The sequence below is a fragment of the Streptomyces sp. AJS327 genome (genome assembly GCF_013450295.1).
Taxonomy (GTDB): Bacteria; Actinomycetota; Actinomycetes; order Streptomycetales; family Streptomycetaceae; genus Streptomyces.
The window spans coordinates 1,690,222-1,704,443 of record NZ_SKBR01000002.1 but is presented as its reverse complement, the minus strand read 5'-3'; the positions used below and the strand labels follow the sequence as shown (position 1 = coordinate 1,704,443).

Genomic DNA, 14,222 nt, shown 5'->3' with positions numbered 1-14,222 from the left:
AGCCCCTCGGCGGACGGCAGCGGCTGGAGACCCATCCGGCTCAGTCGTTGAAGGTCCGCAGTGGCGAGTTCGCCGGTCATGCCGCTGGTCTGCTCCCACAGGCCCCAGGCGAGCGAGGTCGCCACCAGGCCCTGGGCCCGGCGGTGCTGCGCCAACGCGTCCAGGAAGGTGTTCGCCGCCGCGTAGTTGGCCTGACCGGCACCACCCAGCACCCCCGAGACCGAGGAGTACAGCACGAACAACGCCAGATCAGCGTCCCGCGTCAACTCGTGCAGATTCAGGGCAGCCCGAACCTTCGGCTCCCACACCCGCGCGAACTGCTCGTCGGTCATCGCGCCGACCACACCGTCGTCCAAGACGCCGGCGGCGTGGACCACACCGATCAACGGGTGCTCGGCGGGAATCGCCGCCAGCACCTCCGCCAGCCGCTCCCGATCTGAGGCGTCACAGGCCACCACATCAACCCGCGCGCCATACCCCGCCAACTCCTCCACCACAGCACCAGCACCCTCAGCCGCCAACCCCCGACGACTGGTCAACACCAGCCTCCGCACACCCCGTTCGACAACCAGGTGCCGGGCCAGCAGCACACCCAGCCCACCCGTACCACCAGTCACCAGCACCGTCCCACGCGCGTCCAGCCCACGCGGCACCGACAACGCCACCTTGCCCACATGACGCGCCTGACTCATAAACCGGAACGCCGCACGCGCCCGCCGCACATCCCACACCGACACCGGCAACGGCTCCAACGCCCCCGCCTCGAACAACCCCATCAACACATCCAGCATCTCGCCGATGCGGTCCTGTCCGGCGTCCAGCAGGTCGAACGCCCGATACACCGCACCATCGAACCGCTCAGCAACCCACCCCGCATCCCGCACATCCGTCTTGCCCATCTCCACGAAACGCCCACCCGGCGAGAGCAGCCCAAGTGACGCGTCCACGAACTCCTGCGCCAGCGAGTTCAGCACCACATCCACACCCGCACCACCGGTCACCCCGGCAAAGGCCTCCCGGAAGTCCAGATCACGCGAGGACGCGATCTCCTCATCCGCAAGCCCCAGACCCCGCAGCACATCCCACTTGCCCTCACTCGCCGTCGACAGCACCCGCGCACCCAGATGACGCGCCAGCTGAATCGCCGCCATCCCCACACCACCGGCGCCCGCGTGCACCAGCACCGTCTGTCCCGCACGCAGTCCGCCGAGATCGACCAGGCCGTAGTACGCCGTCAGGAAGACCACCGGCACCACGGCCGCCTGCTCGAAGGACCACCCCTCCGGCATCCGCGCCACCCCACGCGCGTCCGCCACCGCGAACGGGCCGAAGCTCCGCAGCACCAGGCCGAACACCCGGTCACCCACCGCGAGCCCGGTTACACCCGCACCCACCTCGGTGACGATGCCCGCGGCCTCGCTGCCCAGGATGACCTCGTCCGGATACATCCCCAGACTCATCAGGACGTCGCGGAAGTTGACGCCAGCGGCGCGCACCGCGATACGGACCTCACCGGCACCCAACGGCGCCACCGCCTCGGGGGCGGGGACCAGGGACAGGCCCTCCAAAGTCCCCGAACCCGCGGTGTCCAGACGCCACGCCTCCTCACCCAGCGGCGGCGCCAGAGCCTCCCCGGAGACCGCACGCACCAGCCGCGGCAGCCACACCCGACCCTCACGCACCGCCACCTGCGACTCACCCACCGCCAGAGCCAACGCCAACGCGTCCTCGCGGTCGGTGTCCTGGCCGTTCAGGGCCGGGTCCAGGTCGACCAGCAGGAAGCGGTCGGGGTTCTCCGACTGCGCGGAGCGCACCAGGCCCCACACCGCGGAGGACGTCAGGTCCGCCACGTCCCCGCCATCGGTGCTGACGGCTCCCTGTGTGACGACGACGAGACGGGTGTCGGCCAGCCGGTCCTCAGCCAGCCAGCGGCGCAGCAGGTCCAGGACCCCGATCGTCACGCTCCCCGCGGCGGCCGACAGGTCCCCCTCCTTCGCGCCCTCGGGCGAGGCGACCAGAACGGTCCCCGGGACGGGACCCTCTCCGTCGAGCGCGCCGAGCAGTTCGCCGAGGTCCGCGTAGTACCGCGCCTCCGTACCGGCGTTGAGCGCGCCAAGCACGGTCCACTCGTGGGTGGTGGCGGCGTCGGTGGCCGGTGCCTCGGTCCACTCCAGCCGGTACAACGAGTCACCCTCACCACCACCAGCAGCGGTGGCAGCCACGGCCGAGGACAGCTGCGCCGCGTCCGCCGCACGCAACATCAACGACTCCGCCTCCACCACCAAACCACCGGACGCGTCAGCCACCCGCACCGCGACCGCGTCACCACCCACACCAGCGATCCGCACCCGCACAGCCGTCCCACCCACCGCGTGCAACGACACCCCCTCCCACATAAACGGCAACCTCAACCCCTCACCCGCATCCACCGCCAACACCGCATGCAACGCCGCATCCAGCAACGCCGGATGCACCCCAAACCGCCCCGCCTCACCCTGCTGCTCCTCCGGCAACACCACCTCAGCGAACACCTCATCACCACGCCGCCACACCGCCCGCAACCCCTGGAACGCCGGACCATACTCATAGCCCCGCACCCGGGCCTCCTCATAGAACGAGGACACCTCCACCGCCTCCGCGCCAACCGGCGGCCACACCCCCGCCAACTCACCCACCTCAGACACCACACCCACCTGCGCCACCAACACACCCTCCGCGTGACACGTCCAGGGCAGGCTCTCACCATTGCTCTCGGGCTGGGAGTGCACGGCCACGGAACGCGCGCCGCTCTCGTCCTCCTCGCTCACGGTCACCTGCACCCGCACCGCGCCGCTGTCCGGCACCGCCAGCGGGGCGTGGAACGTCAACTCCCTGACGTGTCCGCAGCCGACCTCGTCACCCGCCCGAACTGCCAGCTCCACAAAGCCCGTTCCCGGGAACAACACCGTCCCCGCCACCGCGTGATCCGCCAGCCACCCATGCGAACCCAACGACAAGCGGCCAGTCATCACCACACCGCCCTCGGACGCCAGGCTCACTGCGGCGCCCAGCAGCGGATGTTCAGCGGCGTCCAGCCCCGCGCCACTCACATCCGACGCACCAACCGACGGGTTGAGCCAGAAGTGCTCGCGCTGGAAGGCGTAGGTCGGCAGCTCCACCCGACGCGCCCCACGCCCCTCGAAGAACACCGACCAATCCACCGACAACCCACTCACCCACAACCGCGACACCGCCTCCATCACACAACCCACCTCACCCCGACCACGCCGCATCACCGGAACAAACAGCGTCCCGTCACCCTCAACACACTCCGCCCCCATACCCGACAACACCGCATCCGGACCCAACTCCACAAACCGCGACACCCCCGCCCCCACCAACCACTCCACACCCTCCGCGAACCGCACCGCCTCCCGCACATGCCGCACCCAATACGAAGCAGTACACAACTCCTCAGCACCCACCACCCCACCCGTCACATTCGAGACCACCGGAATACGCGGCACACCAAACTCCACCCCCTCCAACACCCGACCAAACTCCTCCAACATCGGCTCCATCAACACCGAATGGAACGCGTGCGAAACCCTCAAACGCCGCGCCTTCACCCCCACACCCTCACACCCAGCAACAACCTCCTCCAACACACCCAACTCACCCGAAACCACCACCGAAGCCGGACCATTAACCGCCGCCACCGACACACCCCCACCCACACCAGACAGCAACTCCTCAACCCACCCAACACCAGCAGCGATCGACACCATCCCACCACCCTCCGGCAACGCCTGCATCAACCCACCACGCGCCGCCACCACCCGACACGCATCCTCCAACGAGAACACACCCGACACATACGCCGCCGCCACCTCACCAATCGAATGACCCATCACAAAATCCGCCCGCACACCCCACGACTCCACCAACCGCCACAACGCCACCTCCACCGCGAACAACCCCGCCTGCGTAAACACCGTCTCCCCCAACAACCCCCCCACCTCAGAACCCTCCTCAGCCCACAACACCTCACCCAACGACCCCGGCAACAACCCCTCAAACCCCGAACACACCTCATCCAAAGCCGCCGCGAACACCGGGAACTCATCAGCGAGTTCCACACCCATACGAGCACGCTGCGCACCCTGACCCGTGAACATCACCGCCGTACGACCATCCACCACACCACCCACCACACACCCCACACCCGAACCCTCCACCACAGCACCACTCACACCACCACCAGCAACCAACCCACCCAACCCACCAACCAACCCACCCACATCCGAACCCCACACCACACCACGAGAACCCAACCCCGCACGCCCCGACACCAACGACCACCCCACATCCACCGCACCCACACCACCATCAGCCACCACACCCACCAAACGCTCCGCCTGACCCACCAACGCCGCCGACGACGCACCCGACAACACCCACGGCACCACAGACCCCACACCCGAACCCGACACCGAACCACCGTCCGGCTCCAACTCCGGCTCACGCTCCGGAACCTGCTCCAGCACCACATGCGCGTTCGTGCCACTGATACCGAACGAGGAGACGGCGGCCCGGCGCGGGCGCTCGCCCGGCTCCCAGGGCTGTGCCTCGGTCAGCAGCTTCACCGCGCCCGACTCCCAGTCGACGTGCGGGGAGGGCTCATCCACGTGCAGCGTGCGCGGCAGCACACCCGCACGCATCGCCATGATCATCTTGATGACACCCGCCACGCCAGCGGCGGCCTGCGAGTGCCCGATGTTCGACTTGATCGACCCCAGCCACAACGGACCGCTCTCCGCACGCTCCTGGCCGTAGGTGGCCAGCAGCGCCTGCGCCTCGATCGGGTCACCCAGCGAGGTCCCCGTCCCGTGCGCCTCCACCACGTCCACGTCCGAGGCCGACAGGCCCGCGCTCGCCAGCGCCTGCCGGATCACCCGCTGCTGCGAGGGGCCGTTGGGCGCGGTCAGCCCGTTGGACGCACCGTCCTGGTTGATCGCCGAACCCCGCACCACAGCAAGGACGTTGTGCCCCTTGCGCCGCGCGTCCGACAGCCGCTCCAGCAACATCACACCGGCACCCTCGGACCACCCCGTGCCATCGGCCGCCGCCGCGAACGACTTGCACCGGCCATCAGGCGCCAGCCCGCGCTGGCGGCTGAACTCCAGGAAGGTCGCGGGGGTCGGCATGACGGTGACACCACCGGCCAGCGCCATGTCGCACTCGCCGCTACGCAGCGCCTGCGCGGCCATGTGCAGGGCGACGAGTGAGGAGGAGCAGGCCGTGTCCACGGAGACCGCCGGGCCCTCCAACCCGAAGGTGTAGGCGAGACGGCCGGTCAGCACACTGGCCCAGCTGCCGGTGCCGAGGTAGCCCTCGACCTCCTCCGGAACGCTGTGCAGACGGCTCGCGTAGTCGTGGTACATCACACCCGCGAACACACCCGTACGGCTCCCCCGCACCGAGTCCACCGCGATACCGGCCCGCTCGAACACCTCCCAGGAGGTCTCCAGCAGGATTCGCTGCTGCGGGTCCATCGCCAGCGCCTCACGCGGCGACACCCCGAACAGCCCGGCGTCGAACTCCGCCGCGTCATACAGGAAGCCACCATCCCGCGCGTACGACTTGCCGGGCGCGCCCGGGTCCGGGTCGTACAGGTTCTCCAGGTCCCATCCACGGTCCACCGGGAACGGACCGACCGCGTCCCCGCCCTCAACGACCAGGTTCCACAGGTCCTCAGCCGAGACCACTCCGCCGGGGTAGCGGCACGCCACCGACACGATCGCCACCGGGTCATCCGCCACAGCCACCGACACGGGCGCCACCTCAGCGCCCACATCACCCACGGCGCCCAGCAGCTCGTCCCGCAGCAGTCCCGCAGCCGCGACCGGCGTCGGGTAGTCGAACACCAGCGTCGCGGGCAGCCTCAAACCCGCCGCCTCACCCAGACGGTTCCGCAACTCGACGGCCAGCAGCGAGTCGAAGCCCAGCTCCTTGAACGTCCGGTCAGTGTCGACCACCCGGTCCGTGGTGTATCCGAGGACCAGGGCCACGGTCGTCCGGACCACGTCCAGCAGCTCGTCCTCCTGGCTCTCCCGGGGCAGGCCGATCAGGCGGCGGGTGAGGGAGTCGGCGACCGCGTCGCCCGAGGGGGCGGTGACCGCCCGCCGCCCGGTGCCCTGCACAAGGCCACGCAGCAGGGGCGACAGAGTGCCGCTGGCCAGCTGAGCGCGGAACGCGGCGCTGTCGAGCTTCGCGGTCACCAGAAGCGCGTCAGCCGCGCCGCTGCCGAAGTCGAACAGATCGAGTCCCTGCGAGGAGGGCAGCCCCACGATCCCGTTGCGGGCCATCCGGGTCACCGCGATCTGGTCCATTTGGCCGGTGATGCCACTGGCTTCGGCCCACAGACCCCAGGCCAGCGAGGTGGCGGGCAGGCCCTGGGCACGGCGGTGCTGTGCGAGGGCGTCCAGGAAGACGTTGGCGGACGCGTAGTTGGCCTGGCCGGGCCCGCCCAGGACGCCGACGACGGAGGAGAAGAGCACGAAGGACGACAGGGTCTCCGTCTCCCGCGTCAGCTCGTGCAGGTTGACCGCCGCGTCCACCTTGGGCCGCAGCACCCGCGCGAACCGCTCCGGGCTGAGCCCGGTGACGATCGCGTCGTCCAGCACACCCGCGGTGTGCACAACGCCGGTGAGGGGGTGCTCGGCTGGTACGGACGCCAGTACCCGCGCCAGTTCCTCGCGGTCCGCCGCGTCACAGGCCACGACCTCGGCGGTGGCGCCCGCCTCCGCCAGCTCGGCCACCAACTCCGCCGCGCCCGCGGCCTCCAGGCCACTGCGGCTGGTCAACACCAGGCGCCGTACGCCCTGTTCCGCGACCAGGTGCCGCGCCACCAGCGCGCCCAGCACGCCCGTGCCACCCGTGATGAGGACCGTGCCCTCGGGCGACCACTCCAGGCGTCCGGGGGACGCCGCGCCACGAGTCAACCGCGGGGCCAGGACCTCGTCGCCACGGACGGCCAGCTGCCACTCCCCCGCCCCGAGGGAGGCCGCCAGCTGGGCCGCCGGAGCGTCGGACCGCGGGTCCGAGTCGATGAGCGCGAACCGGCCGGGGTTCTCCACCTCGGCGGAACGGATGAGGCCCCACACACCGGCGGCGGCGAGGTCCGTCACGTCCTCGTCGCCGACGGCGATGGCGCCCTCCGTGGCGATCACCAGACGGGACTCGGCGAGCCGCTCCTCGGCCAGCCACTCCTGGACGGTCCGCCAGGTGCTGATCACGGTCTCGTGGGCGGACTCGGCTGCCCCGTCGGCCAGTTCGGCGCCACGGACGGGCAGCAGTACGGCGGCGGGCGGTTCCGGCGCCGCGGCCAGCTCGGCGATGCTCGCGTAGCGCGGAAGCCCGAGTCCGTGGGGGTCCGCGTCTCCCAGCAGGGCCCAGTGCGCGGACGCCCCGGCGAGGTCAGCGGAGGCAGGCGTCCACTCCACCCGGTACACCGCGTCGTGCTGGGCGCTGGAGGAGGCCAACTGCCCGGACGTGACGGGGAGCAGGGCCAGCGACTCGGCCCAGACGACAGGCGCACCCGTGCCGTCCGCCACCAGGACCGACAGGACGTCGCCGCCGGTGCGGGCCAGCCGCACCCGGACGGTGGCGGCGCCCACCGCCGCGAGGGACACGCCGGACCAGGTGAACGGCAGCAGTGTGTCGCCGCCGTCCGCGGGCAGGGCCGCGTGCAACGCGGCGTCCAGGACGGCGGGGTGAATCCCGAAGTGGGCCGCCTCGGCCTGCTGGTCCTCGGGCAGCCCGACCTCGGCGAAGAGTTCGTCGCCACGTCGCCACATCGCCCGCATGCCGCGGAACACCGGGCCGTACATGTAGGCGGCGTCACGCAGCCGCTCGTACCAGTCACGAACGTCGACGGGTTCGGCGCCCGTGGGCGGCCAGACGGTCATGTCGGCCGTGGGAGCGGCCAGTTGGGGGACGTCCAGCACGCCCTGCGCGTGACGCGTCCAGCTGCCGTCGGCCGCGTCGCCGTCGGGCCGGGAGTAGATGCCGAGAGACCGCTGTCCGGTGTCGTCGGGCGCGCCCACCACGACCTGGAGCCGCACGGCGCCCTGTTCGGGCAGCACCAGCGGGGTCTCCAGCGTCAGTTCGCTCAGCTGGCGGCAGCCCACCTCGTCGCCGGCGCGAACTGCCAGCTCCACGAAGCCCGTTCCCGGGAACAGCACCGTCCCCGCCACCTCGTGATCCGCCAGCCAGGGGTGCGTACGCAGCGACAGCCTTCCCGTCAGCACGGCGCTGTCGTCTCCGGCGAGGCTCATCGCGGCGCCCAGCAGGGGGTGTTCGGCGGACGTCAGCCCGGCGCCGCCCACATCCCCGCCACCAGCCCGCGCCTCCAGCCAGTACCGCTCCCGCTGGAACGCGTACGTCGGCAGCTCCACCCGGCGCACCGCCCGCCCGGTGAACACCCCCGACCAGTCCACCTCCACTCCGCGCACCCACAGGGTCGCCGCGTTGGCGATCAGCCGCGCGTTCTCCTCCTCCCGGCGACGGAGCGTGCCCACCACGACGGCCTCGACGCCCGCGTCCTCAGCGATGGCCTCCACGCCCATCGTCAGTACCGGATGCGCGCTCACCTCAACCACCCGGGAGCAGCCTGACTCCAGTGCCCTGCTGACCGCGTCGCTGAAGCGCACCGGCTGGCGGAGGTTGGTGTACCAGTAGTCCGGGTCCATCGTCGCGGAGTCCAGCGCCTCGCCGGTGACCGTCGAGATCACCGGAACCCGCGAGGTGCGGGCCTCGATACCGGACAGCGCCTCCAGCATCCGCTCCCGCACCCGCTCCACCACCGCCGAGTGCGAGGCGTACTCGATCGGCACGCGCCGCGCGCGCACCCCTTCTCCCTCAGCGAGCGCGGCGATCCGCTCCAGATCCGCCACCTCACCCGAAACCACCGTCGCCGACGGGCCGTTGTACGCCGCCACCGTCAAGCGCCCGCCGCACTCCGCGATCCAGTCCAGCACCCGCTCCGTGCTCGCGGCGAGCGACATCAGACCCCCGTGGCCCGCCACATGCTCCTGGATCACCAGCGCCCGCAGCGCCACCACCCGCGCGCCGTCCGCCACACTCAACGCACCCGCCGCGACAGCCGCGGCGATCTCACCCTGCGAATGACCCACCACGGCCGAAGGAGTGACCCCCAGCGACTCCCACACGGCGGCCAGAGACACCATCACCGCCCAGGAGGCGGGCTGGACCACGTCCTCCCGCTCCAGCCAGCTCTCGTCCTCCCCCAACAGCACCTCACGCAGCGACCATCCGAGCAACGGCTTCAGAGCCGCCTCACACTCCGCCATCCGCTCCGCGAACACCGGCGAGGACTCCAGCAGCCCACGGCCCATCCCCGCCCACTGCGCGCCCTGGCCCGGGAAGACGAACAACACACCCGAACCCGCGGCCGAGCCCGAACCCACCGCGCCCGACACCAGATTCGCGGCCACCGCACCCGAACTCAGCGCCGCCAGACCGGAGTTCAACTCAGCCGACTGCGCACCCCACACCACCGCACGGTGCTCCAGCACCGAGCGCGAGGACAGCAGACTCCACCCCACATCCACTGGATCGCCATCGCCCACAGCCGCCGACAGCCGACCGGCCTGCGCCGAGAGCGCATCCGCCGAACGCGCCGACACCAGCCACGGCAGCACCGGCGAACCCGACAGGGCGCCCGCGCCCGAGACCACCGTCGTAGCCGAACCGGTCCCGGAGCCCGACTCCGACTCGGCGGCCGACGGGGCGGATTCCACGATCACGTGGGCGTTGGTGCCCGAGACACCGAAGGAGGAGACCGCGCCACGCAGTGGCCGGTCACCGTCCCGCTCCCAGGCGCGTGCCTCCGTCAGCAGACGCACCTCACCCGCGGACCAGTCGACGTGCGGGGTGGGCTCGTCCACGTGCAGCGTGCGCGGCAGCACACCCTCACGCATCGCCATCACCATCTTGATGACGCCCGCCACACCGGCGGCGGCCTGCGTGTGCCCGAAGTTGGACTTGATGGAGCCAAGCCACAGCGGCTGGTCCTCGGGGCGGTCCTGGCCGTAGGTGGCCAGCAGCGCCTGCGCCTCGATCGGGTCACCCAACGAGGTACCGGTGCCGTGCGCCTCCATGGCGTCGACGTCGGCGGCTCCGAGTCCGGCGTTGGCGAGTGCCTGACGGATGACGCGCTGCTGCGAGGGGCCGTTGGGAGCGGTCAGCCCGTTGGACGCACCGTCCTGGTTGATCGCCGAACCCCGCACCACAGCAAGGACGTTGTGCCCGTTCCGCACCGCGTCCGACAACCGCTCCACCACCAGGACACCCACGCCCTCGGCCCAGCCGGTGCCGTCGGCGGCCGCCGCGAACGGCTTGCACCGGCCGTCCGCCGACAGGCCACGCTGGCGGCTGAACGCCACGAACATGCCGGGGGTGGGCATGACGGTGGCGCCACCAGCCAGGGCGAGGTCGCACTCGCCGTTGCGCAGGGACTGGACGGCCATGTGCAGGGCCACCAGCGAGGAGGAACAGGCGGTGTCCACCGTCACCGCCGGGCCCTCGAACCCGAAGGTGTAGGAGAGACGGCCGGAGACGACGCTGGTGGCGTTACCGGTGAGCGAGAAGCCCTCCACCGGCTCCCCCGCCTCGTGCAGCCGGTCGCCGTAGTCCTGGGCCATGGCACCGGCGAACACGCCGGTCTGGGAGCCACGCAGGGTGGCGGGGGCGATGCCCGCGCGCTCGAACGCCTCCCAGGTGGTCTCCAGCAGCAGCCGCTGCTGCGGGTCCATCGCCAGCGCCTCACGCGGCGAGATGCCGAAGAACCCGGCGTCGAAGTCGGCGGCGTCGTGCAGGAATCCACCGTCGCGGGCGTAGCTGGTGCCGTGGTGCTGCGGGTCCGGGTGGTACAGCCCCTCCAGGTCCCAGCCACGGTCCGTGGGGAACGGGGTGACGACGTCCAGCTCTTCGCTGACGACCCGCCACAGATCCTCCGGCGACTCGATGCCGCCGGGGTAGCGGCAGGCCATGCCGACGATGGCGATGGGCTCCTGGGAGGCGAGGCCGGTGAGCCGGGGGCCGTCGTTCTCGGGGGTGAGGCCCAGCAGTTCGGCACGCAGGTGCTCGGCGAGCACCTCGGGTGAGGGGTAGTCGAACAGGAGGCTGGAGGGGAGCTTGAGGCCGGTGGCGGTGGTGAGGCGGTCACGCAGCTCGACGGAGGTGAGCGAGTCGAAGCCGAGGTCCTTGAAGGACCAGGTGAAGTCCAGCTCCTCGGACTCGGTCATCGAGTGGCCGAGGACCATCGCGATGTCGAGCCGCACCTGTTCCCGTATGGCGCGGGTCTGTTCGGCGGCAGGCAGGGTGGCGAGCCGGTCGTGCCAGGCACGGTGCGGGGTGGACGCCGCGTCGTCGGCGTCCACCGTCTCGGCCGGTGCTCCGGGCCGTTCGGCGGGGGCGGCGGGCAGCGCGGGGGCCACCGGGGCGGAGTCGAGACTGATCCAGTACCGCTTGCGCTGGAAGGCGTAGGTGGGCAGGGGGATCCGGCGACCGGTGACGCCGCCGGTGAGGGCGGGATGGGCCGGGGCGGCGCCGCGGACGTGGAGTCCGGCCAGGGCGGCGAGGAGGGTCCGCGGTTCGGGGCGGTCCCGGCGCAGCGCGGTGTGGAAGGCGACGTCGCCGGGCCGGGCGTCGTCGGCGCGGTCCGCGAGGCACTCGCGTCCCATGGCGGACAGGGCGCCGTCCGGGCCGAGTTCGAGGAAGGTGGTGACGTCCTGGTCCAGCAGCCAGTTCAGGCCGTCGGCGAAGCGGACCGCCTGGCGGACGTGGCGCACCCAGTAGTCGGGGGTCTGGATCTCCTCGGAGTCGGCGGGGGCGCCGGTGAGGTTGGAGATGATCGGCACCGTGGGCGCGTGAAAGTCGAGTTCCCCGGCGACGCGGCGGAACTCCTCCAGCATGGCGTCCATGTGACCGGAGTGGAAGGCGTGGCTGACGGGCAGCGCGCGGGTCTTCCGGCCGCGTTCGGCCCAACGGGCGGCGAACGCGGTGACCGCGTCCGCGTCGCCGGAGACGACGCAGGAGCCGGGGCCGTTGACGGCCGCGATACCCAACCGGCCGTCGCCGCCATCGAGTTCGGCGGTCAGTTCCCGCTCGGTGGCCTGGATGGCGGCCATGGCGCCGCCCTCGGGCAGCGCCTGCATCAGCCTGCCGCGGGCGGTGACGAGCGCGCAGGCGTCGGCGAGGGAGAGCACGCCGGAGACGTGGGCGGCGGCGAGTTCACCGATGGAGTGGCCGAGGAGGTAGTCGGGCGTGACACCGAACGACTCGACGAGTCGGTAGAGGGCGACCTCGACGGCGAAGAGGGCGGTCTGGGTGAAGGCGGTCTGGGCGAGCCGTTCGGTGGTCTCCGGGGTCGGCTCGGCGAAGAGCAGGGTGCGTACCTCGGGGTCGAGGTGGGCGCAGACCTCGTCCAGGGCGCGGGCGAACGCGGGCTGCGCGGCGTGGAGTTGGCGTCCCATGCCGACGCGCTGGCTGCCCTGGCCGGAGAAGAGGAACGCGGTGCGGCCCTCGCTGACGGCGCCCCGCACGATCTCCGGCGCGGGCTGTCCCGCCGCCAGCGCGTCGAGTGCCTGGGCGTACCCCTCGCGGTCGGTGGCGAGGACGACCGCGCGCCGCGCGAAGGGAGTTCGGGTGGTGGCGAGCGCGTGGGCGAGGTCCGGGACGGACTGCTCGGGGTGCGCGTCGAGGTGCTCGCGCAGCCGCTGGGCCTGGGCCCGCAGGGCGGTGTCGGTGCGGGCGGAGAGCGCCCAGCCCTGGCCGCAGTCCGTGGTGGGGGCGGTGGGCTCGGCCGGTGCGGTGGCGGGGGCCGCGCCGAGGACGACGTGGCAGTTGGTGCCGCCCATACCGAACGAGCTGACGCCAGCGAGGGGGTGCTGCCCGGACACGGGCCAGTCGGTCAGCTCGGTCTGGACGCGGAGGCCCAGCTCGTCGAGCGGGATGTCGGGGTGGGCCTGCTGGAAGTTGAGGCTGGGCGGCAGCTGCCCGTGACGGAGGGCGAGGGCGGTCTTGAGGAACCCCGCGATGCCCGCGGCGCCTTCCAGGTGGCCGATGTTGGTTTTGACGGAGCCGACGGCGAGTTGACCGCCGGGTTCGCGTCCCGCGCCGAGGACGCTGCCGAGGGCGGTCGCCTCGACGGGGTCACCGCGCCGGGTGCCGGTGCCGTGCAGTTCGACGTACTGGACGTGGGACGGGTCGACGCCCGCGCGCCGGTAGGCGTGGGTGAGGACGCGCTGCTGTCCCTCGGGGGTGGGGACGGTGAGTCCCTCGCCACCACCGTCGTTGTTGGTAGCGCTGCCGACGATGACGCAGTAGACGTCGTCGCCGTCGGCGAGGGCACGGGCGAGGGGCTTGAGGACGACGAGTCCGGCGCCCTCACCGCGCACGTAGCCGTTGGCGCGGGAGTCGAAGGTGTAGCAGCGCCCGTCGGGTGAGAGAGCTCCGAACTTGGCGGCGCTGATGGTGCTTTCAGGAATGAGGTTGAGGTTGACACCACCCGCCAGGGCGATCTCGCTCTCCCCGGTGCGCAGGCTCTCGCACGCCAGGTGGATGGCGACGAGCGAGGAGGACTGACCGGTGTCGACAGTCATGCTGGGCCCGTTGAGGCGCAGCGCGTAGGAGATGCGGTTGGCGATGATGCTGCGGTGCAGGCCGGTGACGCTGTGCGAGCCGATGGCCTCGGCGCCATGCCGGTGCAGCAGGGTGGCGTAGTCATCCCAGATGGCGCCGACGAAGATGCCGGTGCTGTGCTCGGTGAGGGAGCCGGGGACGATTCCGGCGTCCTCCAGGCTCTCCCAGCTCAGTTCGAGCATCAGTCGCTGCTGGGGGTCCATGGCGGTGGCTTCGCGGGGGGAGATACCGAAGAAGCCGGGGTCGAAGGTGTCGACGTGGTCGAGAAACCCGCCACGACGGGTGTTGATCTTTCCTCGGGAGGTGGTGTCCTCGTCGAAGTAGTCCTCGGCATCCCACCGTTCGGCGGGTGTCGTGGTGACGGCCTCGCGGCCCTCACGCAGCAGCTCCCAGAACGCGTCCGGGTTGCTGGCGCCGGGGAGCCGGCAGGAGAGTCCGACGACGGCTATGTCTTCGGGTCGCATCGCCTGCGCGCCCACGAGGTTCGCGTTGTCAGAGCTTCCTGCATTCGCCAC

The 14,222-nt window shown here is 71.3% G+C and carries 1 protein-coding gene (running past one end of the window); it reads right to left on the bottom strand.

Annotated features, from left to right (window positions below):
* A protein-coding gene (locus E0L36_RS27735; RefSeq protein WP_308416782.1) for a type I polyketide synthase crosses the window boundary here: on the bottom strand, positions 1 to 14,222 show its 5' portion. Its footprint begins 21,613 nt before the window's first position; only the first 14,222 of its 35,835 coding nucleotides appear in the window; its start codon is at positions 14,220 to 14,222; the stop codon falls past the left edge of the window.